Source organism: Thermococcus cleftensis, assembly GCF_000265525.1.
Lineage (GTDB): Archaea > Methanobacteriota_B > Thermococci > Thermococcales > Thermococcaceae > Thermococcus > Thermococcus cleftensis.
In genome coordinates this window covers 1,901,790-1,924,900 of the sequence record NC_018015.1, presented here as the reverse complement: position 1 = coordinate 1,924,900, position 23,111 = coordinate 1,901,790, and the positions used below count along the sequence as shown (strand labels likewise).

The following is a 23,111-nucleotide window of genomic DNA, read 5'->3' as shown; positions in this document are numbered from 1 at the left end:
GGCCGAAGGGCATATAAACCCTTGGATAAAAACTCCAGCGGTGGTTGGAATGGAGAGCCTCTTCCTTCTCGTTTTGGGGAACACAGAGATAAGCACCGTGCCCGGAATAAGCGTCGCCGGGGCAACCCCTGAGCTGACGAAGCTCACCCCAGTGGCCGATGCGGAATACCTGTTCCACGAGAAGCCCCTGACGATTGACGTAATCCCCGTAACGCCCGAAGGTCACCCGACGCCCGCGATAATAACCAAGGCCGCGAGGGAGCTCGCGAACTTCCCTGTTATGGTCGTGAGGGGCGGAACTTATCTCGCCCCCCTCATCCCGCACGTGCACGTCAGCGACGCCGTTGGGAGAGACTTCAGAAAGGGGCCGGCTTTACCCGAGTTCGGCGAGATAATAAAGCGCGCCAAGCTGTTCAGCGAGGAGCTCAACAAACTACCGATCAAAGAGCTTGTAATTGGCGAGTCTACTCCCGGAGGAACGACAACGGCCCAGGCTGTTCTGTGGGCACTCGGCTACGACGCGAGGACGAGTTCGGCATCGACCAACAACCCGCAGGGCCTCAAGGAGAGGGTAATCGGCGAGGCCTTTGAGAGGGCCGGAATCGAGAAAGGTCAACTGAAGGACAACCCTCTTGAGGCCCTGAGGCAGTTCGGTGACCCCATGATGGCAACGGTGGTGGGTATTTCCCTCGGCTTCAGGAAGAGCGTCGTCTTAGCTGGAGGAACGCAGATGTTGGCTGTTTCAGCCCTGTTGAAGGCCCTCGGCGAGGATTTAAACAGGTTCATGATAGCGACCACCAAGTGGGTGGTCAACGACAGAAGCGCCACATTCCTCGAAACGGCGAAGGAAATCGGGATAATAACTTATTCGGCTGACCTCGATTTCTCCAAGAGCGAGTTCAAGGGCCTCAGGGACTACGAGAACGGCTACGTCAAGGAAGGCGTCGGCGCGGGGGGAGCGACGTGGCTTGCCGTTAAGGCCGGTTTCTCGCCGGAAGAGGTGAGCGGAAAGGTCGAGGAGCTTTACAGGAGGCTCATGGAGATGAAGGCATCTCCCTGATTATTTTTCCCTCGTCCCCTCCCACTTTCTCAGGCTCTCTTTAAGCGCCTTTCTTACCGCCCTTCCGATGCTTATCCCGAGCTCCGTCGCGGTTCCTGCCCACTCCTTTTCCCCTTCGAAAGCGAAGATGCCGATTCCATCGCTCGTCGTCCCCGTCGCGTTGTAGCCAAGGCTGAGGAGAGTGTAGGTTTTCGCCTCGGTTGCCGTCATTATCGCGTTGGCCATAGCCCCAACGGTTAGTCCCTCGTTTATCACGAGCGCAATGTTTATCGTCCCCGGCTCCCAGGGAGGCGGCACATCGCCTGCTATCGCCGGGTTGGTGATTCCAGCGGTGATGTAGGCCGTAACGCTCCCGCTCTTCACCACCGATAAAACCTTCGCTACGTCAGCGGCCGTCATGAAGCCAACGAAGTTCTCAAGGCCGTTCTCCCGCTCGAAGGCGAGGCAATCAGCCCTGTAGTCGCCGGAGTAGTTCTTGTGAACCATCATGAAGAAGAAGCCGTTGGCCCTCGTAAGGCCTCCCCTGTGGGGCGCGTTGCTGAGGGCGAGCATCGGCTCATCGAACGGAAGGATGAAGTGTTTGAACCCCATGACTTTCTCCCCGGCGCCTCGAAATATAACCCTTCCCGTTAAACGCTTCCGTTTGCTGAAAGGTTATTAAGTTCCGGGACGAGCTTACTCCGGTGGTAGCATGGGAACGGAGGAGCACAAGAGGAAGGCCCCAAAAAAGTTCCGCTTCGCGGTCATAACTGTTAGCGACACCGCGAGCAGAGGGGAGAAGGAGGACAAAAGCGGGAAGTTCCTCGTGGAGGAGCTTGAAAAGGCGGGGCACGAGAGGGTTCTCTACAGAATCGTGCCCGACGAGAAGATGGCGATAATCGGCGCGGTGGTTGAGGCCTTCGAGAAAGGGGCGGAGGTTGTCGTTACCTCGGGCGGAACTGGAATCGCGAGCAGGGACGTGACGATAGAGAGCCTAAGGCCCCTCTTCGACAAAGAGCTTACCGGCTTCGGTGAAGTATTCAGGCTCCTCAGCTACGAGGAGATAGGAACGGCCGCGGTCATGACGAGGGCGACAGCTGGAATAATCCGTAGCTCGGGGAGGGCAATGGCGGTCTTCTGCCTGCCGGGAAGCCTCGGAGCGGCTAAGACCGGAATAAAGATCATCCTCAACGAGGCCGGCCACGTGCTGAAGCACGGGAGGGAGTGAGATGAGGGAATTCAAGCGCCTCACCCCCTACCGCGAGGCCCTGAGGCTCCTTCTCGACGACCTGAGCGAGATTCCGGAAGTGGTGGAGGTTCCGCTCGACGAGGCGCTCGGCAGGGTTCTGGCCGGGGACGTTGTTTCACCGATAGACAGCCCCCCCTTCGACCGCTCCGCCGTGGACGGCTATGCCCTCCGGGCGGAGGACACCTTCCAGGCGAGGGAGTACAGCCCCGTCGAGCTTAAAGTCATCGATGAGATAGTCGCCGGGGAGGAGAGCGGAGCGAGGGTTGAGCCCGGCACGGCGGTGAAGCTAATGACGGGCTCGAAGATGCCGGAAGGGGCCAACGCGGTTCTCATGCAGGAGATGGCCGAGCGCGAGGGAGAGGTCATAAGGGTTCTCCGCCCTGTTGCGCCGGGCCAGAACGTGGCCTTTGCCGGCGAGGACGTGAAGAAGGGTGAGGTGATCCTGCGGAAGGGGCAGGTTCTAAGACCACAGGATCTGGCCCTCCTCAAGAGCGTAGGGTTCAAAACGGTCAAGGTCAAGAGAAAGCCCCGCGTCGGGATAGTGGTTACGGGCGACGAGCTGATCGAGGATTTCGACGAGGAAGCATTGAAGGCCGGGAAAATCCTCGAGAGCAACTCGGTGATGCTGAAGGGTCTAGTCAGGCAGTACTTCGGCGAGCCGGTCTTCTACGGCGTTGTTCCTGACGACGAGGAAGCTATAAGGGAGGTAATAGAGAGAGCCAAGAAAGAGAACGACCTCGTTCTCGTCACCGGCGGTTCCGCCTTCGGCGATAAGGACTTCGCACACCGCTTCGTTAAGCTCCTCTTCCACGGGACGACGATAAAGCCCGGCCGGCCAATAGGTTACGGCGAGAGGGTCTTCATAATGAGCGGTTATCCGGTGGCTGTCTTCGCTCAATTCCACCTCTACGTCAAGCACGCCCTGGCAAAGCTCGTCGGTGCTAAAAACTACGAGGTTCGTGTCAGGGCGACGCTCACCGAGCGCGTTCCCAGCCAGCTCGGAAGGCACGAGTTCGTCAAGGTCTGGTACGAGGACGGCAAGGCGAGACCGATTAAGAAGAAGGGAAGCGGGATAATAAGCTCGCTCGTGGAAAGCAACGGTTACATTGAGATACCAGAGGACAGTGAAGGTTACCTAGAGGGCGATGTCGTCATCGTCGTCCTCTATTAGCTCCTCCTTTTTCGGCTTCTTCACGAGGGGTTTGACGTCGTCGGGGAGCGAATCCGGGTCCACGAGGCTCTCGATTATCTCTATCGCCTCGCTCTTCTCCCTCTTTTTCTCCTCTATCGCCTGGAGCAGAAAGTCAGAACTGCCCCACGGAAGGACTTCTTTAATCTTCTTTTCCCCGTCGTCCCCGTACCGCTCATTATCTGGAACCACCTGCAACCAACCTCCAGTAACACTGGTACTGGTTCCTAATAAACCTTACTTCCCTTATCGAACCTTTTTGGTCGGGGAAAGCTGGTGCTATGGCCCGCCCGTAACTCCCGTCCTCATCGATGCCTGACGGCGCGCTTGGACGGGCTAACCCAGGCGGGCCGTCTGTGCCCGGCCTGGGTTTCCCGCGGTCATCGCGCTCCGGGACGCGGAAGGCCCTCCCGCGGGGACCTCGCTGAGGCCGGGCTGTGGCCCCCGCATCGCACTCTGGTTCATCCGTCCCCAGAGTCCTCGCGCGGGGGCATTCTAAGGTTGAGGACGGGGGTATATAAAGGTGCCTCACTCGAGTAGCTTCCTGAGCTGCGAGTACAGCCTTGGCTCGAGGCTCTCCTTCTCAACGACGACCACAAGGGTTCCTTTGTTCACTATGGCAAAGTCCCTCAGCTTGGAAAGGAACTTCATGAGGCTCTCCCAGGGGTTGTAAACCGTCAGGTACTCCAGGCAGTCTATGACTATGATTCCATGCTTTCCAGACTTGGAAAAGCTTTCCAGGTATTGGTACGAGAGCTCCGTTATCCTGGCCAGGTTCGTCGGGTTTATCGTGTTCTTGAACTTGCCCTGGAAGGGAATAGTGGTTACGAAGTAGTACTCCCACTCATCAGGAACGTCGGAAACGTCCCGAAGGAAAGCTAGAACCCTTGTTCCCCGGAGCTTCTCCTTGAGCTTCTTGTACTCCCCGATGTCGATGAGCAGGACTCCCGGCTTTAGATCTGGCTGGTTGTGAGTATTGTTCGTTGGAGGGCGGAACGTCTTGGAGGAGGTGAGCTTCACCATCGCCCCCACCATGAAAATAACGAGTAGGGACGACGCGGTGAATCCTATAACGCGGTACCATTCGTACTTGCCGAACAGGGCTGCTGGGACCAGGTGAACCCCGAAGAGGATTATGCTGACGTAGAGGTAGCGGATAGCACTCCTGTATATGCCCTCAACTTCCATCAGAAGCAGTCCACCGGTGGTGACGAATACCCCGCTTATGCCCAAGGCCGCCGCGCTGGTGGCCGTCCAGAATGGGTCGCCTGTGTAAAAGTACACCCCCAACATATACCCTATAAACATGACTGGCATTATCGAGAAAATGGCCAGAGTTCTGTGCCTGACGGCTATTGACTCCTCCTCTAGGAACTTTACTGAGCCGTAGAATATGAAGCCGGAAAAAGCGGGAAGGCATAGGAGACCGATGATCTGGGCCAGGGGGTTTTGGATTGACGTGAGGAAAATTGCAAGAAAATCAAATATCCATGCTATCGAGAAAGCTAGGGCGGACTTTCTACCGTTGCTCAGGTATATACGGAATATCCAGGCCGCGGCGCCCAAATCGACTCCCATCACAATCAGAGCTTCGGCCAGCAGTAGCGTGTTGATTTCCGCCAAATCCCTCACCCCAAGTTTCTGGTGGGATCGCCGAATCCGTCCCACCTAAACGGTCCCTCCGGTGGAACGCGAAGGGCCGTCTCGTCCTCGAATTTTACGACCAGCACTTCGGGGCGGGCGATTATGACTCCAACCCTCCCCCTCTCGCCGCGCTTCACCACGCGGTACTCACCGTCCACCTGCTTCAGGGGAAAGATTATAGTGGTGGGGTAGTTTGGATAGTACCAGAACTGCCCGTGACGGTGAATCCCAACCAAGTCCCCAAAGAGATAGTAACCGTAGAGCGGGATTAGCAAGGTTCCCTCAAACGTGTTGGATAGATACTTGAAGAACTCCCTGTTTACGCCCACACCGCTTACAATGGCGGTCTCAATCGATTCGCTATAGGGTTCAAAGAGCGACATCAGCGGGGGAGCAGTGCGGACGGTGTTTATCCTGTCGGTTTCCATCACGCGCTTCGTGTACCTCACGAGAGGGTCCAAGATCTTCAAAACGGCCTCCAGCCCCTGTTCTCGAAGAACACGCTTGAGACCGTCTGTTTCCATGCCAATGAAGTACAGAACGCCGCCATAGCTCCAGATGAGCTGGCTTACCTCATCTTGATACCAGCCGTATGGGCCGTGGGCAATAACGCGCATCTGATGGCCGTTCCCATAGATTCCATCGAGGCCGTAGACACTGTCCAGTGCGGCGCGGAGGTAGAGGTGAAGCACCTCAACGTAGCGGGCGTCCCAATGGCCAATCGCCCTTTCGCGGGTGGTTCCAGAGGATTGGTAGAACCGGATCTTGCCGTCATAAGAGACGGGAACGAAGTCCAACCAGTGACTGCGGAGGTAGTCCTCCTCCACCGTGAGGCCGAGGTTGAAGAGACCTTCAAAAACCTCCACCAGGCTTCCCTGAAAGAGCTCATCGAGATCCGGGTTCAGCAACTCGGCGATCCTTTTCCAGTACGGCGTTCTCTTGAAGTGGAACTCAAAAATCCTCTTTAAGTATTCCCGGGTCCAATATTCACTAATACCCAGGGAATGCTCATGTAGATTGTCCAAGAGATCTCCATACTCCATGTAGAATGTTTTAACCAAACAATATAAAAGCTTTTTTAAATTCGACAATTGTCCAAAGCCGTTAGATAAACACCATGATAAACACCAAACGTTAAATAGTAGAAACGCGGATAAGTAGTTTGGGTGGGTATTCGTGAGCATTATAGTGGGAAGGGCCGATAAAAACGGGGTGGAGGACCTCAGATACACCCTGAGAAAGGCCCTAGAAACAACGGAGTTCTGGAGGAAGCAGTTCTCAGGAGTAGATACCGCGGAGATAACCCCCAACGATCTTGCAAGACTAACTGGGAGGGTCAAGATAGCGCCCCACGACCTCTACCGTACAGGGGAGATATGGCCCAGCTACATAAGGAAGCCCGGGCTATTCTACACTGTTATGAGAACCAGCGGAACCACCGGCCGGCCAAAGAGGATCCCCTTTACACGGGACGACCGCGTGAGGATTGGACGCCAACTTGAACCATGGGTTATGGAGTACATGGACAGGGGAGACCGGATTGCGTCTTTCTTCCCACCATTGCCCTCGTCCTCGGGAATGTTCGCTTTCGGAGGATTCGAGGCTATCAACGCCAGAACCGCATATTACCAGATTCCCATACGGTATCTCCTGGACAGGGAGACTCTCCTTAGAGAGTTCCAGGACATCAAGCCGACCGCGCTGTTCTGCCTGACCGCTACCGCTTACAACCTCGGTCTAACCCTACCCGAGTCCATAAAGGGGGACATTCAGACCATCGTGGTCGGCGGCGAGACGCTGACGCCGGAGCTGGCAAAGGCGATACTCGAGCTCTTTGAAAACGCGGTGATAATCGACAACTTCGGCTCCACGGAGGACGGGGTTACGGGGTACAGAGTCATCACGCGGAGGAAGCAGGGAGATTTCAACTTCACCGAGTCCATAATCGTCCTCAAGGACGAGGGCGACGGCTACGACAGCTACAAGAGGATCTACATAACGAAGGTCATGAGGGAGGGTGAGCTTACGGGCCTGCCCCTCTTCAACTACGACATAGGTGACCTCGCCAGGGTGGAAGGAGGAAAGGTAAGGAACATAATCCGCGTTAAGGACGTTGTGAGCCTCGCGGGGGCGAAGCTCCACATAGACCAGGTGATGGAGATAGTCTACAACCACCCCGATCTCGTGGACTTCGTGATAATCTACCACCCGCTCTCTCCCGAGAACCCCAGGCCAAAGGCCACAATACGGGTGGCCTATGCAGATGTAAAGCCCGAGGGGATCGAGGACGAGGTCAAGGATCTCATCTACGAGGCCAACAACCCCGTCCGATACGAGGTGGAGGAATCCAAGCAGGCCGAACTCGAAGTCGTCGCGGTTCCACTCGAAAAGCTTAGGGAAGGCCTTCCGAGGAGCCTTGGCAAGACCAAGAGGATCTACATCGCCGGAAAGGACTTTTAACGTTTCTGTTACTTTCCACTATTTCCCACATTCATTGTCACAATGCCGAAAACTTATTTAAGACAGTTCTCAAATCTCCAGCGGTGGTCGAGATGAGTGGGAAGATCATTCACGACGGCATACATGGCAGCATGAAGCTCACCGGACTCGTGCTGGAGCTCGTGAAAACGCCGGAGTTTCAGAGGCTCAGGAACATAAGGCAGCTCGGCCTTGCTTACCTCGTTTATCCAGGGGCGAACCACAGCCGCTTTGAGCACTCCCTCGGAGCGTGGAACATAGCGAGAAGACTCGCCCAGGAGGTCGGTCTGAGCGAGGACGAGGGCATGCTCCTCCAGGTCGGGGCTCTCCTCCACGACATCGGCCACGGACCCTTCAGCCACACCTTCGAGAGCATCTACAAGCACTACGTTAAGGAGCGCGACCATATGCGCCTTGGCCAGGATATAGTCCTCGGTAAGATTAACATCACAGAGAGCGATAACGGGGGCAGGATTCCCGAGATAATTGAAAGCTACGGCTATGACTTCACGCCGAAGGACGTCGCGGACCTGATACTCGGAAAGGCGAAGAAGCGCTACCTCGGCCAGATGCTCCACGGCGATGTCGATGTGGACCAGCTTGACTACCTCATTCGTGATGCCCACTACACGGGAGTCGCCCACGGCATCATAGACCTCGAGAGACTGCTTAAGGTCCTTAGGATACATGAGGAAGAGCTGGTGGTGGACGAGAAGGGCGTCGAGGCTGTCGAGGGAATGATGGTGGCCCGCTCGCTGATGTACTCCAGGGTTTACTTCCACCACACGGTCAAGATCGCCGAGGGCATGCTGACCAGGGCTCTGGAATCCGCCCTGGAGGAAGGACACCTCTGGGACTTCTGGAAGATGATCGACTGCAGGGTTCTGGTTGAGCTGGAGGACCTTGAAGGCTTCCCTGCGGAGATGGTAAGGCGCGTCAAGTACCGCGAGCTTTACAAGGCGGCCGTGTTGGCAAGCGCGGACGAGCTGACGGGAGAGGAGAAAAGAGAGCTCCTGAGCGCATACAGGAATGTGAAGAGAAGGCAGGAGATTGAAAGGGCTTTGGCAGATGCAGTCGGTGCGAGGGAAGGGGAGGTTATCCTCGAGTTCAGCATAGCGGATCTTATGCTCAGCGAGCCAAGGCTCAAGGCCACGGAGATAAACGTCCTCCTTGGGAACGGCGAGCTCCAGCCCCTGACGAGGGTGACGCCCCTCGCGAACGCGCTTAAGAGGAGACAGACCCCTCGGTGGGCGGTGTTGATAGCCTCCCCCGCGGAGTATGTAGCCAAGCTCAGGGAGGTCTGGAAGAGGGTAATATTTAGCTGAAGAGCTTCGCCCTTATCTCCTTTTTCAGCTCTTCAATCAGGTCTATCAGCTCGTCGGCGTCCCTAACTTCATCGAGACTTTCTTTGGGGATTAGGGGAACTTCCCCAACCACTTCAGTCCGGGTCTCTTCAAGGATAAAAACACCATCACTGTTGATTATTTTGCTCACCTCCGCCACCATCTCGGCCCTCCTGACGGTGGAGCGGGTCTTCCGCTCGTCTATGCCCGTGAGGATTCTAAAATCTTCCTCCCTGGATACCGCGTTGAAGGGGGCCTTTTTCACCTTGACGACGCCGAGACCGAGGCTCTTCAGCCTGTCAAATATTTCCTTTTCCAGCGGTGTCTCCGGCGTGACGTCGAGATTGGCCTCAACCCTCGAATGAAGCACATCTATCGGCTCCGCCAGAGGCTCGTCAAACAGCTCCTCCAGTCTTATAGCCACTTCCAGCGAAACCGCCTGCTCGCCCCGCTCATAGTTTAGGAGGCTCTTTCTCGAAACGCCGATGAGCTGGGCCAGCTCGTTCACGGAGTAACCGTGCTTCTCGCGGAGCCTCCTCAAAAGCTGGCCGTTTATCCTCACGTAAAAACCGCCGCGTTCGGCAAATATCGCCGGCAACTCGTTCTCGACGAGGACGTCGTAGAGCGTCTCAGGCCTCAGGGCGTAGATGCCGAATCTCTCGTAAACGACACCCTCCTCAAGCTCGGCGTTCTTCGTCTTGAGCCCTACTATCAGCGGTGACGCCTTGAAGAACTTGGACAGGCGCTTAAGGTCCTCGGCCTGCTCCTCGGTAACGGTGTCTATGTTGGTGGCAACTTTAACGAAGAGCAACAGGAATAACCTGCTCGCCACTATGTCAAAGCACGAGCCCTTAAACTCAAGTCTGGCCGTTTTGTAGCCAGTACCCCTGAGTATCGCCTCTACGGTTCTTATGAGCCTCTCCCTGTCCATCATTTTTAAATACGCAGAAGGACTTAATAAAGTTAAGGGGTTCGCATGAGACCGATAATACTCCGAGGCAATCTTGTTTCCCTCAGCATGCTCCTCCGCGAGGATCTAAAACACGTGTGGCTATGGTACAACGACCGCGATGTGAGAAAATACCTCTCATTCCCGGAGGAGATATTCTTCTACGAGGACGAGCTGGAATGGTACGAGGCTCTCCGGAGAGAGAAGAAGCACGAGAAGGTCTTCGCAATCCTGGAAAATTCCTCGCGCTCCCTCGTCGGACTCGTTGGCCTTCACAGGATAGACTACCACAATGGCCGTGCCGAGCTGGGCTACTTTCTGGCCAAGGAGCACTGGGGGCACGGCTACGCGAGCGAGGCGGTAAAGCTCGCCCTGGAATACGCCTTTGAGTGGCTCAACCTGCGGAAGGTCTACGCCCACGTCTTCGAGACAAACATCGCATCGATAAGGGTTCTTGAGAAGAACGGCTTTCAGCTCGCCGGCCGCTGGAGAAAACACCAGTACGTGCCAGGGGAAGGCTTCGTTGATGTGCTATGCTACGAGAGGTTCAGGGAATGAACGTTGCCGTTTGCTTTTTAAACCCCCATCTCGTTTCTTCACCCATGCTCCTCCACATCGGAATCGACGATACCGACTCACCCAACGGTATGTGCACCACCTACCTCGGTGCCCTCCTCTACCGCGAGCTGTCCCGCTTAGCGGAGCCTATGGACCTGCCGAGGCTCATCAGGCTCAACCCGAACATACCCTACAAGACCCGCGGTAACGGGGCCGTTTCCATGACCTTCGAGGTCGAGGAGAGGCTGATTCCGGAGATCAAAAACACGGTCCTCTTCTACGTGAACCAGCTGGCTGACTTCACCCACGAGAACACCAATCCAGGGGTTGTTTTCCTGGAGGGGGCTATTCCGGAGGAACTCCGCGAGTTCTCGCTCAGGGCCCTGAGGGAGCACGTCACCATCGAGGAAGCCGAAAGGGTCGCAGGGGAAGTCGGGGCCGAGTACTTCAAGTTCAAGCTCGGAAGGGGCATAATCGGGGCGCTGGCTTCAATCGGCTATCCTCTCGAACGTTTCACCTACGAGCTGCTGGCTTACCGCGAAAGGGAGAACTGGGGAAGGCCGAGAAGAGTAGAGAGGGACAGCGTTTTCATGGCAGACCGCTGGAGCTACCCCTTCACCTACGACAACGTTGATCCATACAAAAAGACCGTTCTCATAACCCCGCACGGCAAGGATCCCGTCCTCGCTGGAATCCGCGGGATCGATGCGGGGAAGGTTCTCCAGACCTTCGAGATGGTTCGTTTTGAGGAGCCCGTCGCTTTCCACCAGCTCTACAAGACCAACCAGAACACCGACGACCACCTTGTACCGAAGAAGATCGGCGAGCTGAAGCTCTACGACAGCGCGGTCGTTAGGGGCAGAGTGGCCAAACCCTACTGGGAGCGCGGGAGGCACGTTTTCTTTGAGCTGGAGGACGAGACGGGAAGGATCCGCGTTGCCGCCTTCGAACCGACCAAGAAGTTCCGCAACTGGGTCAGGAAGCTCCTCCCCGGAGACGAGATAATTGCCGCTGGAGGCGTTAAGGAGCACGAAGGGGTGCTGACGCTCAACCTCGAGAAGTTCTACCCGGTGAAGCTCGTCCCCAAAATCGAGTACCAAAAGCCGAGGTGTCCGCGCTGTGGGGGAACGATGAAGAGCAAGGGCGACTACCTCAAGTGCAAGCGCTGTGGCTATAGGATGCCGAAGAAGCTCATCCCCGTTGAGGTTCCGCGCGGGCTGGAGAGGAAGATCTACGAGGTTCCGCCCGATGCCAGGAAGCACCTGTCGAGGCCCCTCGTCCTGCCGGGCGGGGAGGATAGGATTCTTGAGCTTGTGTAGCCTGGAGGATCAGTACACCAGACCAAACAGGAATAGAGGAACCCTTCCTTTTCCGGTGATAAGGCCATCAACCGCTATATAGTCGGGCCTCTGATAACGGCCCTTGGATTCGCCGCCGACTTCTATGACCCATTCCCCAACCTTAAAATCTGCCGTTTTCTCGCCTCTCCTGCCCTTCAGGTAGCAGGGGCCGAAGTTTTTCAGGTGGTTTACAAAGAACTCCTCGCGCAGGGCACCCCTGTGGGTGTCAAAGCCTTTTCTGGCAAAGAACTCTCTCAGTGGAACGGTGAGGTATAGTTTAGGCTCCTTTCTCCCGCCCCTGCAGGGATGAAGGACAATCAAAAGCCCCGCCTTTGATAGGTCGCCCACGAGCCTTATTGCCATGTTCTTGGAAACTTCGAGGGCCCTGGCTATCCGCGAGTAATTGGCCTCGAATGGGGCGGATTTAGCGACGAGGTAGAGAAGCTTAAACGCATCGGTCTCATACTTAACGCTGACCTCCCTCAGTGCGGAGAGGTCTTCGAGGATCACCTTCCTGATAGAGTTGTCGAGGGCATCGTAGAAGCCACTTCTCGGATAGAGTACTCCCCCCTCGCGCATGTATTCCCTCCAGAGAGGGTGGAGTTCAGCGTACATATTTGTCAGGTCAAACGATCTGGAAAGGACTTCTTCCAGAGGGTATCTGGGAACGTTGAAATTCCTTCTTATGTTGAGCCACTCCCGAAAGGAAGCCGGGGGGAGTTCCTTGAGGACGACCCTTCTTGACAGGTCTGCCCCGGAATGAACCAGATCTATTGCTGATGAGCCCGAGAAGAACACCCTAACCTCGTGTTCATCGTAGAGCGTCTTTAAGTCCTCGGCCCACCCCGCTTTCCTGTGGATCTCATCGATGAAAATGTTTCTGTATCCCATCTCCGCGAGGGATTTAACAACCTCATACAGCGAGAAAGGCTTTATTGGAGTTGAGTCCGCGGAAAAATAGACACTGCTCTCGGTTTCGTTGGCGAGCTAAAGCAGAAGAACGGTCTTGCCCACGCCACGGATTCCTTTGATGCCAACGTAGTACTCCTCATCAATGGCCCTGAGCTCATCGAAGAGAAAGCGCTTTCTTGGGAACTTTCTCGCCCACGCCATTACCCGCCTGCTCGTGGCGATGAGGGGTGTGAGGATTCTATTGTCCATGTTTTAACGTGGGAAGTTTTACTTATAAACCTTGTCCTCGCACGAGGACGATATGCATGCATATCGTTTATGAAAAAGAACGAAATGTCAGCGCATCACCTTCCACACGAGCAACGGGAAGACGAGCGTGGCATCTGCCCAGATTTCGACGTAGTCAGCCTTAGCCCTTATCTTGCCCCAGCTGACCCCTTCGCTCGGAGGTGCGCCGCTAAGCGAGCCGTCCCATGGGATAGCGGTTGTGATGTAGATGGCGTAGTCCGTTCCTCCCCTGAAGAGGTTGGCGTTTATTATCGCGTGCTTCGGCAACGAGCCTCCGAGGATTATCGATGCCGTCTCATTGGCAGTAACGGCCAAATTGTTGAGCTTGACTATGTCGTTGGCTATGTCTATGATAAGCTCTCTATCGTTTCTCTCCTCCTTGAAGAAGTAGAGCATGTCCCCTATCGAGCCGTCGGTAATGGCCGGACAGAAAATCGGAACGTTTCTCTTGTAGGCCCAGTAGAGAACGCTTTTTTCCTTCTCCTTCCCCAGCTTCTCGTCCATGTAGCGGCCCATCTCGTGGATGAACTCGCTGGCCGTTAGAGGTTTGCCCCTCCCGCGCTCCATCTCAAGAACCCGCTCGAAGAAGGGAATCATGTACTTCTCGAATTCAATATACCTGTCGTTGGGCACGAAGATGTTGCCGATTCTGTTGATGCCCTTCTCGCGCATCAGGGCATCGTTCACCTGCCAGTCGCCGAGGACGAAGGGCTTGAGGGCCTTTATGAAGTCCTCCTCTATGCCACCTGCTGTGGTTACGATGACGTCCACCTTGCCTTCCTTGACGAGCCACGCGATCAGCTCCCTCAGCCCGGAGGAGATGATATTGGAGGTGTAGCCGAGGAAAACTCTGACCTCCTCACCTTTAGCGCGCTTCTCCTCGACCTTTTGCCATATCTCTATCGCCCTTCCGAGGTGCGTCGCCTGAAAGCCTATGCGCTCGTAATAATCAAGGACTTCCTCAAGGCTCGAAACCTCATCAAGCCAGGGCCCCTCGATTGGAAGGCCCTCGACCTCTTCGCTCTCCTTAAGCACTATGTCTTTCGGCTCGGTCATGGTTGGCACTTCGAGGGGGGACGTATAAAGTTTTGGGAAAGCGTTTTATCCTCCAGCCCCAACTCTCCCACATGCCGGTGAAGATAAATCTGGACGGCCTTGGGGTCATAGTTACGGCCTCATCGCGCGGCATCGGCTTCAACGTTGCCAGGGAGCTTTTGAAGAGGAACGCGCGCGTGGTAATAAGCTCCCAGAACGAGGAGAACCTGAAAAGGGCCCTGGAAACGCTCTCGGAATACGGTGAGGTCCACGCGGTCCGGGCGAACCTGTTCGACCAGCGCGATCTGGAGAAGCTCGTGAAAGAGGGCTGGGAGCTTTTAGGGAGCATTGACGCCCTCGTCTGGAACGCCCCAAACGTACGCTGTGAGCCGTGCCTCCTCCACGAGGCGACCTACATAGACTGGATTGAGGCTTCCGCACTTCACACGGTCGCCCCGGGCTATCTCACAACGCTTCTCGTCCAGGCGTGGCTTGAGAGGAAAAGGAAGGGCACGGTGATTTACCTCAACTCCGTCTCGATAAAGGAGCCGATGCCACCGCTGGTTCTGGCGGACGTTACGAGGGCGGGTCTGGTTCAGCTGGCGAAGAGCGTTTCGAGAACATACGGAAAGCACGGAATAAGGGCCTACAGCGTTCTTCTAGGCAGCTTCGATACACCCGGGGCGCGCGAAAATCTAAGGCGCGTCGCCGAGGCGAGGGGGGAACCCTTCGAGGAGACCTGGGAGCGGGAAGTGCTCGGCAGAACTCCGCTCCACAGAACCGGCAGGTGGGAGGAGCTCGGCTCGCTCGTGGCTTTCCTCCTGAGCGAGGAAGCTGAGTACATGCTCGGCTCGACCGCCATCATAGACGGCGCGATGACGAGGGGGATAGACATTTAAGCCCACCCTTCCTTCTCACGTCCATGAAGGAGGACTACTTCACCGGGGAATTCATAGCTGAGATGAGGGAGAGGTACTTCAGGCCGAGGAAGTGGGAGAAGGTCAAACCGTTCCGAAATGCAGCCGTTCTGGCGATAGACCTTCAGGCGTACTTCCTCAGGCCGGAGAGCAGGGCGTTCCTGCCTTCCGCGCCGCGCTTCGTTTCCGGGCTTGTGGAGTTTTACAGAGAGGCGGAGAGACTCGGCGTTCCGATAATTTTCACCCGCCATTTCCATCGGGACGACATAATGACCCGCTGGTGGGGCGGCAATATGCCAAGAGACGACCCGCTGAACGAACTTCTTGAAGAGTTCAGGCCCTTCGCCGGAACCGTCATTGAGAAGAGAACCTACGACGCCTTTCACGGCACTGACCTGGAGAGGAGGCTCAGAAAGCTCGGCATCGAGACAGTCATCGTAACCGGCATCATGACACACCTCTGTTGCGAGACCACCGCCAGAGAGGCCTTCGTGAGGGGCTTCAACGTGGTATTTCCGGTCGATGGGACGCTGACCCAGAACAGGTTTTTCCACGAGGCAACGCTCAGAAACCTCTCCCACGGCTTCGCGGTCACGCCCCTGCTAAAGGAGGTGCTGGAATGGCTCTCGTCGGGATAATCGGGGCCGGAATAGGGGGCATAGCGACGGCGGTGCAGCTGGCGCGCTACGGGATAGAGAGCGTGATTTTCGAGCGCGACCGAATAGGTGGGCTGATAAGGAACGCCTACTCCGTCGAGAACACGATGTTCTTCCCGGACGGAATCAAGGGCGAGAAAGTTGTCGAAATCCTTGAGGAATACGTGAGAAAGTACGATCTGAAAATCCTCTACGAGGAAGTTAGGGCCGTTAAGAAGGCCGGCGGACTCTTTGAAGTTGAAACCGCGGGCGGGGTTCACCGTTTCAAGTACCTCGTGGTGGCAACAGGAACGAGGCCGAGAAGGCTCCCCTTCGATGGGATAACCTACCACGTCGCCGAAGTTCCGGAGAGACACTACGGGAGGGTTCTCATCATCGGCGGCGGCGATGTGGCCTTTGACTACGCGCTGACAATGAGCGAGAGGAGCGACGAGGTGATAATCCTCATGAGGAGCGAACCGAAGGCCCTGCCCTACCTCCAGGAACTCGTGAAGAAACGCTCAAACATCAGGACGCTGATGGGACAGGTTCGGGAAATAAGGCCTATAAACGGGAAGCAAAAGCTTTTAGCCAGAACGAGCGCCGGCAACTTTGAGGTAGAGCTAGTGCTCGGTGCCATCGGCAGGGTGCCGAACATCGAGCTGGTCCAGGGCATCGAAGACGATAACCTTTTCCTGGTCGGGGACGTCAAGAACGGAATCTACCGCCAGACGGCCCTGGCGATAGCGGACGGAATAAAAACCGCGATGGTGATATGGAGGAGGGAGAGGTATGGAGATACTGAGTGAGGTTGGCGATCCGAACGTTGCGGTCGTTTACATCGGGAAAACCTCAAAGGGCAACATAGTGGAGTTTGTAGAGTCAGTTCCGACCTACAATCCGGCCGAGAAGTGGGTGCTCATAGTATCATCGCTCAACGGCTGTCCCGTGGGCTGCAAGATGTGCGACGCAGGCTTCTTCTACAAGGGGAGGCTCGGGCTGGACGAGCTGATGGAGCAGATAGAGTACCCGATAGCCAGGCGCTGGGACGGAAAGCCAAAAACCAGGAAGTTCAAGGTGCAGTTCGCGAGAATGGGCGAGCCGAGCTTCAACATGGCCGTCATAGAGGCAATGCGGCTTTTGGGCGAGCGCTACGAGAACTTCCACCCGTCGCTCTCAACGATTGCCCCGATAGGAACCGATAAGTTCTTCGATGCCCTCCTCGAGCTCAAGAAGGAGATGTTCCCGACCAACTTCCAGCTCCAGTTCTCGATACACTCCACCAGCCCGGAGCAGAGGGACGAGATAATCCCGGTCAGGAAGTGGGACTTCGAGAGGATAGCCGAGTACGGAAAGGCCTTCTACGACGAGGGCGGCAAGAAGATCACGCTCAACTTCGCCCTGGCGAGGGAGAACGAGGTCGATGCTAGCGTAATAGCCGAGCACTTCCCGAAGGAGTACTTCCTCATCAAGATAACGCCCCTCAACCCGACGGTGAGCGTGCTAAAGAACAAGCTCACCAACGACGTGGACCTTGAGACGGGCCTTCCGATGAAGCACAGGAAGTTCGTTGATGACCTCAGGAGGCTCGGCTACGACGTCATCATCTCCGTCGGCGACACGAGGGAGAACCTCATCGGCTCGAACTGCGGCCAGTACATTCTTAGATTCCTCAAGGAGAGGCCAGAGCTTAGGGAGGCATACACATTCGCGAGGGGATTTGAGTTCAGGGTGAGCTGACGAAAACCTTATCTTATTCTTCTCCTATTCTCCCACGGTGGTTCAATGAACCTCATGGAGCAACTCCACAGGGACTTTCGGGAGTTCAAAGACTCCTGCATGGGGATTCTCCTCTACGGCTCTCACGCGAGGGGGGAAGCAACGAGGAGAAGCGACGTTGATGTGTGCCTCGTCAAGCCAAAACCCGGAGTTTATGAGAGGGTTCTCCAGAAGCTCGGAGGGAAGTACGACGTTAAAGTCTTCGAGGAGCTTCCACTATACGTTCAGATTGATATCATCAGGAATCATAGGGTTGTATACGGTGATGAGCTTGAGCTTTCGGAGTACTTCTACCGGTTCAGGAAGCTGTGGCGGGACATGGAACACCGGATAAGGGAGAATCAGTTTGAGAGCGTGAGGGAAAAGGCAAAGCTGAGGAGGCGTGCCCGTGAGAAGGCAAAGGTACTTAGAGAAGCTTGAGAGGTTCGAGGAGGAATACGAGTTCATAAAGAACCACGAAATGAGAGACGAGGTTACTCAGAGGGCACTGCTTTACTCCCTCCAGCTTTGCGTGGATATCGCGATGGACATCGTTGCGATGCTTGTTAAGGACCTTGGAATGACGGTCGAAGACGATTACACAAACATCGAACGGCTTAGTAGAGATGGAGTTATCTCAGAAGCCGATGCAAGTCTTCTCAGGTCATATAACGGGCTGAGAAACGCCATAGTTCACAAGTACAATAGGTTGAACCTTGACATCGTGAAAGAGGCCCTCCAGAGGATTGACGAGCTATACGAGATAGTCCTGACTCTCATAGAAAAATACGAAAAGCTGGAAGGCTAATAGTCAGCCTCGTGAATCAGCTCGCCCTCCGCGAAGACGTGCGTCGGGTAGTTCTCCAGGTGGAAGGGGTCGCCGTTCCAGACGACGAGCGAGGCCCACTTGCCCCTCTCTACGCTTCCAAGCTTATCATCAACGCCGAGTATCTTCGCGTTGTTGTGGGTGATGACCTTTATCGCCTCCCCCTTGCTCATGCCGAGCCTTATGAAGTGCCTGAGCTGGAGGTAGAGGTTGGCCTGGAGCGTGACCGGGTGGTCGCTCATCAGCCCGAAGAGGGGCCTGACCTCGAGCAGGTAGCGGGCGTTTTTCCAGTCCTCGTGCTTCAGCTCAACCTTGTACGGGTGGGCGTCGAAGGGGCCGTAGATGACCGGAACGCCTTCCCTCTTTATCTTCTCGAAGGTCTCCCTGCTGTGGACGTCGCCGGCGTGCTCAATGGTTATATTCAGCCCAAACTTCCGCTTTATCATGAGCAGCGCCGCGATGTCGTCCTCCTTGTGGACGTGGACGCGGAGGGGAACCTCGCCCTTCAGGACAGGAATCAGGGCTTCAACGGTGGGCTCGACCTCCTCCGGCTCCTTCTTGCCCTTCTCAAGGAGCGCTATCGTCTTCTGGGTCTTGATGAGCCAGCTTAGGAGGATTCCTATCGCGCCCATTCTCGTGCTCGGCCTCGTCCCCTTCCAGCTCGTTGTCGAGCGCGGGTTGTAGCCGAAGGCGGCCTTAACGCCGGCGTACTTGATGAAGGCCTCCTCAATGTCGCGCCCGTAGTTCTTGATGAAGACGGCCTTTCCACCGATGATGTTCCCGCTCCCTGGCAGAACCGACGAGTAGAGGACGCCGAACTCTATCGAGTGCTTGAAGGCCTTGTCGTCCATGTAAATCGAGTAGAGCGCATCGACGAGTGGGAGAACAGCGTCCATCTGCTCGTTGGCCTCGCCCTCCTGGTAGGGTTCGCCGTAGCGATCCATTCCGATGTGACTGTGGCCGTCTATGAAGGCAGGCGTTACGACGCCCTCGGCCATTATCTCGGCTTCCTTCGGCTTCTCCTTCGTCACGTCAACGATGTCTCTATCAAAAACGACGTAGACGTCCCTCAGAACGTTCCCCAGACCGTCGTAGAGAAGATTGGCCTTCACGGCTTTCACGTTCACCACCGTTAAGAGATGTGCACTAACGTTTAAATGCTTATCGACTCTGGAATCAAGGGATTATGCGATTCAACAACTATGCAACAAAAGATAGGGGAAAGGAACGGCTCAGTAGGGGAACTCGACGCCCATCTCCTTCGCTATCTCGCGGAGGTGAGCTATCCTCTCCTCGGTGGGCGGGTGGGTGGCGAAGAGCCTCGAAACGCGGTCGCCCTCGAAGTGGTTCACGATGAAGAGGTGGGCCAGCCCAGGGTTGCCGAGGGGCTTTTTCTTCTTCGCCTCCGCCTCCTTCTGGAGCTTCTTTACCGCCTCGTCGAGCTTCAGCAGTGCGCTCGCGAGCGCCCAGGGTTTGCCACTAAGCCTTGCTCCTCCCTCATCGGCCGCGAACTCCCTGCGCCTGCTTATCGCCGAGCGGATTATTATCGCCGCTATCGGAGCAGTTATGGCAATCAGCAGGGCGTAAAAGAACCTGTCGAGGCTGAGGTCGCCGAATATGGCCTTGAAGAAGGCGAGGTACTTGGTGAAGTAGGCTATGTAGACGACCGCACCCGCCAGTGCGCCGGCGATGGTGCCGACGAGTATGTCATGGTTCTTTATGTGGGTCAGCTCGTGGCCAAGGACGCCCTCAAGCTCGTCCCTGTCAAGGAGTTCGAGGATTCCTGTCGTCACAGTCACGAGAGCGTGCTTGGCGTTCCTTCCCGTTGCGAAGGCGTTCGGCGTCGGGTCGTCGATTATAGCTATCCTGGGCATCGGAAGGCCCGCCCTCTTGCTGAGCTTCTCAACTATCTCGTACAGCTCGGGCGCCTCCTCCCTACTGACGGGCTTTGCCTTCATCATCTTGATTACGAGCTTGTCGCTGTACCAGAAGGCGAGGAAGCTCATTATGACGGCGAACCAGAACATGTAGGTCATCCATCTCGCTCCACCGAGGAGGTAGCCCATGGCCATCAGAAGGCCCGTCAGGAGGGCTATCATGAACGTTGTCCTGATGAACAGCCAGATTTTCATTCCCATCACCCCTCCGGTTTACCTTTCAAACCGCCTTTACAAAGCTTTCGTTCGCTTCAAACGATGGACAGAAATGGGAAATCAGAAGTTGGGAACGTAGCCCATCTCCTCCGCTATCTTCCTGAGGCGCTCAATCCTCTTCTCGGTTGGCGGGTGCGTTGAGAAGAGGCTCGCCAGGCTGCTTCCTTTGAACGGGTTTACGATGAACATGTGGGCAGTTGCCGGGTTCCCCTCGCGCATCGGCCGGTAGCTGACGGCGCGTTCTATCTTCAGCAGCGCGCTCGCGAGCGCCCAGGGCTTGCCGCTTATCTTCGCCCCTCCTTCATCTGCCAGGAATTCCCTTGAGCGACTTATAGCTGCTTGAACGAGCATTGCTGCTATTGGAGCCAGAACAGCTATAAGGATAGCTGCAAGGACGTTGTCGCCGTCCCTGTCGTCATAGCTACCGAAGATCGCAATCCAGCGCGCCCAATAGGCGAGCTGCATTATTGCCCCCGCCATCGCCGCCGCTATCGTTCCGATGAGAATGTCCCTGTTCTTGACGTGGGTGAGCTCGTGGCCGAGGACACCCTCGAGCTCGTCCCTGTTGAGGATTCTGAGAAGGCCCGTCGTCACGGCCACGACAGCGTGCTTCGGGTCTCTCCCGGTCGCGAAGGCGTTTGGCGTCTCGCTGGGGATTATCGCTATCCTCGGCATCGGAAGCCCAGCCCTCTCGGCGAGGCCTCTCACTATGGCATACAGCTCGGGAGCCTCGGCCTCATCTACCACCCTCGCGTTGTACCAGCTCAGGACGATTCTATCGCTGTACCAGTAGGTGATGAAGTTGAAGAGCATGGCGAAGAGGAACATCAGGAAGGCAAGGTTGGGCCCGCCGAGGAGGTAGCCTATCCCCATCAATAGACCAGTCAATATGCCCATCAGCAGGCCCGTTCTGAGCCACAGTCCAAGCCCCATACCCTCACCTCCTCACCCAAGAAGAAGTGACGAATCCGGAAATAAAAATTTTTGGTGCAAAAGTGAATAAAAGATGGGCTCACATGCCCATTCCCATATCCATACCGCCCATTCCGCCCATGCCACCGGGCATTCCGCCGCCCTGGCCGCCCTCGGGCTTGCTTATCTTGGCGGCGATGACATCGTCGATGCGGAGTATCATTATCGCAGCCTCGCTGGCGCTCTTGATGGCCTGCTTCTTGACGCGGAGTGGCTCGATGATGCCCTTGGCGAGCATGTCCGCCGGCTCGCCCTCGAAGACGTCGATGCCGATGCTCTTGCCCCTGTTCTTGTGCTCGCTGATGACCCTCACGAGCATCTCAACGGTGTCAAGGCCCGCGTTCTCCGCGAGGGTCTTCGGGATTATCTTGAGGGCCTCTGCAAAGGCCTCGATGGCGAGGGCCTCCTTGCCGCCGACGGCCTTGGCGTACTCGTCGAGCCTTATGCTGAGCTCTATCTCGCCGGCGCCACCGGCCGGAAGGACGTAGCCGTCCTCCATGACGTCCTTGACGACCTTGATGGCATCTTCCAGGGCGCGCTCAACCTCATCGATGACGTGCTCGGTGCCGCCCCTGATGAGTATGGTGACGGCCTTCGGGTTCTTGCAGCCCTCGACGAAGATCATACTCTCGCCGGCGATCTTGCGCTCCTCAACGAGCTCGGCGTAGCCGAGGTCTTCCGGAGTGAGGTCCTTGACGTTGGTGACGATCTTGGCGCCAGTAGCTTTCGCGAGCTTCTCCATGTCGCTCTTCTTGACCCTGCGAACGGCCATTATGCCGTACTTGGCGAGGTAGTGCTGGGCGAGGTCGTCGATGCCCTTCTGGACGAAGAGAACATTCGCACCGGTGGCGGCTATCTGGTCGACCATTTCCTTGAGCATCTTCTCCTCCTGCTCAAGGAAGCTCATGAGCTGGTCCGGGCTGGTAATGTTTATCTTGGCATCGGTCTCGGTCTTCTTGACCTCGAGGGCCTCGTTGATGAGAGCTATCTTGGCGTTCTCGACCTTGGTTGGCATTCTCGGGTGCACGCGCTCCTTGTCGATGACGACGCCGCGAACGAGCTCGCTCTCCTCGACGCTCTCACCGGCCTTCTTCTCTATCTTGATGTTGTCTATGTCCACGACGTACTTCCCGTCCTTCTTCTCCGCCACCTGCTTAACCGCCTCGACGGCGAGCCTGGCGAAGAGCTCCTTGTGGCTCTCGGCGTTCTTGCCGGTGATCGAAGTCATGGCTATCTTCATGAGGGTCCCCTCGTCGTCCGGGGTAACCTCGATGGCTATCTCCTCGAGTATCTCCTGGGCCTTCTCGGCCGCCATAGTGTAGCCCTTGACGATGATGCTGGGGTGTATGTTCTGGTCGAGGAGCTCCTCGGCCTTCCTGAGGAGCTCGCCGGCGATGACGACGGCGGTGGTGGTACCGTCACCAGCCTCCTTGTCCTGGGTCTTGGCGACCTCAACCATCATCTTAGCAGCAGGGTGCTGGAGGTCGATCCTGTCAAGTATAGTGGCTCCATCGTTGGTGACAACGACGTCACCGAGGCTGTCAACGAGCATCTTGTCCATTCCCTTGGGTCCAAGGGTCGTTCTAACAGTCTCCGCGATTATCCTCGCGGCGAGAATGTTGAGCCTCTGGGCGTCCCTTCCAACGTACCTCTGGGTCCCCTCAGGCAGAATAACAACCGGCTGTCCGCTGAGCTGTGCCATTTAACATTCCTCCTACCAGATTCCTTTTTGCAGAAACGCTTCGTCAGCGCTCTATAAAAAGTTTTTGTTCAAAAATTTCAAAAAATCCGGATAAATTTGAACAATAGACAGGAACCGACCGAAG

At 56.2% G+C, this 23,111-nt stretch carries 24 protein-coding genes and 1 pseudogene; 13 read left to right on the top strand and 12 right to left on the bottom strand.

Features of this window, described 5'->3' with window-relative positions:
* Positions 1 to 49 precede the first annotated feature (49 nt).
* Positions 50 to 1,060, top strand: a complete 1,011-nt coding sequence (cobT, locus tag CL1_RS10355) for a nicotinate mononucleotide-dependent phosphoribosyltransferase CobT (RefSeq protein WP_014789837.1) — start codon at positions 50 to 52, stop codon at positions 1,058 to 1,060.
* Here the strand turns inward: cobT and CL1_RS10350 are convergent, their stop codons facing one another.
* Positions 1,061 to 1,651 (bottom strand): adenosylcobinamide amidohydrolase, encoded by a 591-nt coding sequence (locus CL1_RS10350; RefSeq protein WP_014789836.1) that lies wholly within the window; start codon positions 1,649 to 1,651, stop codon positions 1,061 to 1,063.
* Positions 1,652 to 1,751: 100 nt separating this feature from the next.
* Between CL1_RS10350 and CL1_RS10345 the strand changes: the two genes are divergently transcribed.
* Entirely contained in the window at positions 1,752 to 2,267 is a 516-nt protein-coding gene (locus CL1_RS10345) for a MogA/MoaB family molybdenum cofactor biosynthesis protein (RefSeq protein ID WP_014789835.1), read from the top strand.
* A gap of 1 nt (position 2,268) precedes the next feature.
* Entirely contained in the window at positions 2,269 to 3,459 is a 1,191-nt protein-coding gene (locus CL1_RS10340) for a molybdopterin molybdotransferase MoeA (protein ID WP_014789834.1), read from the top strand.
* On the opposite strand, the gene CL1_RS10335 is transcribed toward CL1_RS10340, so the two are convergent.
* The 3 genes from CL1_RS10335 to CL1_RS10325 form a co-directional block, all read right to left on the bottom strand.
* Entirely contained in the window at positions 3,424 to 3,669 is a 246-nt protein-coding gene (locus CL1_RS10335; RefSeq protein ID WP_014789833.1) for a hypothetical protein, read from the bottom strand. The two genes, CL1_RS10340 and CL1_RS10335, sit on opposite strands and share 36 nt — an antisense overlap.
* 336 nt (positions 3,670 to 4,005) lie before the next feature.
* A complete protein-coding gene (locus CL1_RS10330) occupies positions 4,006 to 5,109 on the bottom strand; it encodes a DUF835 domain-containing protein (protein WP_237266296.1) in 1,104 nt (367 codons plus the stop codon).
* Positions 5,106 to 5,987 (bottom strand): hypothetical protein, encoded by an 882-nt coding sequence (locus CL1_RS10325; protein ID WP_237266254.1) that lies wholly within the window; start codon positions 5,985 to 5,987, stop codon positions 5,106 to 5,108. Before CL1_RS10325 ends, CL1_RS10330 begins: the two co-directional genes overlap by 4 nt.
* A 310-nt stretch (positions 5,988 to 6,297) precedes the next feature.
* Here CL1_RS10325 and CL1_RS10320 point away from each other — a divergent pair, with 310 nt between their 5' ends.
* Both CL1_RS10320 and CL1_RS10315 read left to right on the top strand, forming a co-directional pair.
* On the top strand, positions 6,298 to 7,581 hold the full coding sequence (locus tag CL1_RS10320; RefSeq protein ID WP_014789830.1) for a phenylacetate--CoA ligase family protein: 1,284 nt from the start codon (positions 6,298 to 6,300) through the stop codon (positions 7,579 to 7,581).
* Positions 7,582 to 7,673: 92 nt separating this feature from the next.
* Entirely contained in the window at positions 7,674 to 8,924 is a 1,251-nt protein-coding gene (locus tag CL1_RS10315; RefSeq protein ID WP_014789829.1) for an HD domain-containing protein, read from the top strand.
* Here the strand turns inward: CL1_RS10315 and CL1_RS10310 are convergent.
* Positions 8,917 to 9,873 (bottom strand): transcriptional regulator, encoded by a 957-nt coding sequence (locus tag CL1_RS10310; RefSeq protein ID WP_048152481.1) that lies wholly within the window; start codon positions 9,871 to 9,873, stop codon positions 8,917 to 8,919. The two genes, CL1_RS10315 and CL1_RS10310, sit on opposite strands and share 8 nt — an antisense overlap.
* A 45-nt stretch (positions 9,874 to 9,918) precedes the next feature.
* On the opposite strand from CL1_RS10310, the gene CL1_RS10305 reads away from it, so the two are divergent.
* Together CL1_RS10305 and tiaS are read left to right on the top strand one after the other, a co-directional pair.
* Entirely contained in the window at positions 9,919 to 10,449 is a 531-nt protein-coding gene (locus CL1_RS10305; RefSeq protein ID WP_014789827.1) for a GNAT family N-acetyltransferase, read from the top strand.
* A gap of 44 nt (positions 10,450 to 10,493) precedes the next feature.
* On the top strand, positions 10,494 to 11,768 hold the full coding sequence (tiaS, locus tag CL1_RS10300) for a tRNA(Ile2) 2-agmatinylcytidine synthetase TiaS (protein ID WP_048152479.1): 1,275 nt from the start codon (positions 10,494 to 10,496) through the stop codon (positions 11,766 to 11,768).
* Positions 11,769 to 11,777: 9 nt separating this feature from the next.
* On the opposite strand, the pseudogene CL1_RS10295 reads toward tiaS, so the two are convergent.
* From CL1_RS10295 to CL1_RS10290, 3 genes and pseudogenes are all read right to left on the bottom strand, one after another.
* A pseudogene (locus CL1_RS10295) lies at positions 11,778 to 12,752 on the bottom strand (AAA family ATPase); the annotation flags it as partial.
* 24 nt (positions 12,753 to 12,776) lie between these two features.
* The gene (locus CL1_RS10865; protein WP_237266253.1) at positions 12,777 to 12,950 is read right to left on the bottom strand and encodes a hypothetical protein; all 174 of its coding nucleotides are present in this window, start codon (positions 12,948 to 12,950) and stop codon (positions 12,777 to 12,779) included.
* 87 nt (positions 12,951 to 13,037) lie between these two features.
* Positions 13,038 to 14,045 (bottom strand): deoxyhypusine synthase, encoded by a 1,008-nt coding sequence (locus CL1_RS10290; protein WP_014789824.1) that lies wholly within the window; start codon positions 14,043 to 14,045, stop codon positions 13,038 to 13,040.
* A 71-nt stretch (positions 14,046 to 14,116) separates the two neighbouring features.
* On the opposite strand from CL1_RS10290, the gene CL1_RS10285 reads away from it, so the two are divergent.
* Genes CL1_RS10285 through hepT form a run of 6 tightly spaced genes read left to right on the top strand, consistent with a single transcriptional unit; the run spans position 14,117 to position 18,142 of the window.
* The gene (locus CL1_RS10285) at positions 14,117 to 14,923 is read left to right on the top strand and encodes an SDR family oxidoreductase (RefSeq protein ID WP_048152290.1); all 807 of its coding nucleotides are present in this window, start codon (positions 14,117 to 14,119) and stop codon (positions 14,921 to 14,923) included.
* Positions 14,924 to 14,946: 23 nt separating this feature from the next.
* Complete coding sequence (locus CL1_RS10280) at positions 14,947 to 15,579, top strand: isochorismatase family protein (protein ID WP_014789822.1); 633 nt, start codon at positions 14,947 to 14,949, stop codon at positions 15,577 to 15,579.
* Positions 15,561 to 16,385: an NAD(P)/FAD-dependent oxidoreductase gene (locus tag CL1_RS10275; protein WP_014789821.1), complete on the top strand. Its 825-nt coding sequence runs from the start codon at positions 15,561 to 15,563 to the stop codon at positions 16,383 to 16,385. The genes CL1_RS10280 and CL1_RS10275 overlap by 19 nt, the downstream gene beginning before the upstream one ends.
* Positions 16,369 to 17,316 carry a radical SAM protein gene (locus CL1_RS10270; protein ID WP_014789820.1) on the top strand — a complete coding sequence of 316 codons (948 nt, stop codon included), beginning with the start codon at positions 16,369 to 16,371 and terminating at the stop codon, positions 17,314 to 17,316. The genes CL1_RS10275 and CL1_RS10270 overlap by 17 nt, the downstream gene beginning before the upstream one ends.
* A 45-nt stretch (positions 17,317 to 17,361) precedes the next feature.
* Entirely contained in the window at positions 17,362 to 17,775 is a 414-nt protein-coding gene (locus tag CL1_RS10265) for a nucleotidyltransferase domain-containing protein (protein ID WP_014789819.1), read from the top strand.
* Positions 17,744 to 18,142 (top strand): type VII toxin-antitoxin system HepT family RNase toxin, encoded by a 399-nt coding sequence (gene hepT, locus CL1_RS10260; RefSeq protein WP_014789818.1) that lies wholly within the window; start codon positions 17,744 to 17,746, stop codon positions 18,140 to 18,142. Before CL1_RS10265 ends, hepT begins: the two co-directional genes overlap by 32 nt.
* On the opposite strand, the gene CL1_RS10255 is transcribed toward hepT, so the two are convergent.
* The 4 genes from CL1_RS10255 to thsB all read right to left on the bottom strand — a co-directional run bounded on the left by CL1_RS10255 (position 18,139) and on the right by thsB (position 22,987).
* Positions 18,139 to 19,281: an amidohydrolase gene (locus CL1_RS10255; protein WP_014789817.1), complete on the bottom strand. Its 1,143-nt coding sequence runs from the start codon at positions 19,279 to 19,281 to the stop codon at positions 18,139 to 18,141. The genes hepT and CL1_RS10255 overlap by 4 nt on opposite strands.
* A 111-nt stretch (positions 19,282 to 19,392) precedes the next feature.
* Positions 19,393 to 20,298 carry a M48 family metalloprotease gene (locus tag CL1_RS10250; RefSeq protein WP_048152287.1) on the bottom strand — a complete coding sequence of 302 codons (906 nt, stop codon included), beginning with the start codon at positions 20,296 to 20,298 and terminating at the stop codon, positions 19,393 to 19,395.
* A 75-nt stretch (positions 20,299 to 20,373) separates the two neighbouring features.
* Positions 20,374 to 21,246: a zinc metalloprotease HtpX gene (locus CL1_RS10245; protein WP_014789815.1), complete on the bottom strand. Its 873-nt coding sequence runs from the start codon at positions 21,244 to 21,246 to the stop codon at positions 20,374 to 20,376.
* A gap of 79 nt (positions 21,247 to 21,325) precedes the next feature.
* Positions 21,326 to 22,987 (bottom strand): thermosome subunit beta, encoded by a 1,662-nt coding sequence (thsB, locus tag CL1_RS10240; protein ID WP_014789814.1) that lies wholly within the window; start codon positions 22,985 to 22,987, stop codon positions 21,326 to 21,328.
* Between the last annotated feature and the right edge of the window lie 124 nt (positions 22,988 to 23,111).

Excerpts from the sequence above, each read along its gene's own strand:
- CL1_RS10245 (WP_014789815.1), bottom strand. The coding sequence starts at position 21,246 with ATGGGGCTTGGACTGTGGCTCAGAACGGGCCTGCTGATGGGCATATTG.
- cobT (WP_014789837.1), top strand. The coding sequence starts at position 50 with ATGGAGAGCCTCTTCCTTCTCGTTTTGGGGAACACAGAGATAAGCACC.
- CL1_RS10865 (WP_237266253.1), bottom strand. The coding sequence starts at position 12,950 with ATGGACAATAGAATCCTCACACCCCTCATCGCCACGAGCAGGCGGGTA.
- thsB (WP_014789814.1), bottom strand. The coding sequence starts at position 22,987 with ATGGCACAGCTCAGCGGACAGCCGGTTGTTATTCTGCCTGAGGGGACC.
- CL1_RS10250 (WP_048152287.1), bottom strand. The coding sequence starts at position 20,298 with ATGGGAATGAAAATCTGGCTGTTCATCAGGACAACGTTCATGATAGCC.
- CL1_RS10315 (WP_014789829.1), top strand. The coding sequence starts at position 7,674 with ATGAGTGGGAAGATCATTCACGACGGCATACATGGCAGCATGAAGCTC.
- CL1_RS10265 (WP_014789819.1), top strand. The coding sequence starts at position 17,362 with ATGAACCTCATGGAGCAACTCCACAGGGACTTTCGGGAGTTCAAAGAC.
- CL1_RS10270 (WP_014789820.1), top strand. The coding sequence starts at position 16,369 with ATGGAGATACTGAGTGAGGTTGGCGATCCGAACGTTGCGGTCGTTTAC.
- CL1_RS10275 (WP_014789821.1), top strand. The coding sequence starts at position 15,561 with ATGGCTCTCGTCGGGATAATCGGGGCCGGAATAGGGGGCATAGCGACG.
- CL1_RS10310 (WP_048152481.1), bottom strand. The coding sequence starts at position 9,873 with ATGGACAGGGAGAGGCTCATAAGAACCGTAGAGGCGATACTCAGGGGT.
- CL1_RS10285 (WP_048152290.1), top strand. The coding sequence starts at position 14,117 with ATGCCGGTGAAGATAAATCTGGACGGCCTTGGGGTCATAGTTACGGCC.
- CL1_RS10350 (WP_014789836.1), bottom strand. The coding sequence starts at position 1,651 with ATGGGGTTCAAACACTTCATCCTTCCGTTCGATGAGCCGATGCTCGCC.
- CL1_RS10340 (WP_014789834.1), top strand. The coding sequence starts at position 2,269 with ATGAGGGAATTCAAGCGCCTCACCCCCTACCGCGAGGCCCTGAGGCTC.
- tiaS (WP_048152479.1), top strand. The coding sequence starts at position 10,494 with ATGCTCCTCCACATCGGAATCGACGATACCGACTCACCCAACGGTATG.
- CL1_RS10280 (WP_014789822.1), top strand. The coding sequence starts at position 14,947 with ATGAAGGAGGACTACTTCACCGGGGAATTCATAGCTGAGATGAGGGAG.
- CL1_RS10290 (WP_014789824.1), bottom strand. The coding sequence starts at position 14,045 with ATGACCGAGCCGAAAGACATAGTGCTTAAGGAGAGCGAAGAGGTCGAG.
- CL1_RS10305 (WP_014789827.1), top strand. The coding sequence starts at position 9,919 with ATGAGACCGATAATACTCCGAGGCAATCTTGTTTCCCTCAGCATGCTC.
- CL1_RS10345 (WP_014789835.1), top strand. The coding sequence starts at position 1,752 with ATGGGAACGGAGGAGCACAAGAGGAAGGCCCCAAAAAAGTTCCGCTTC.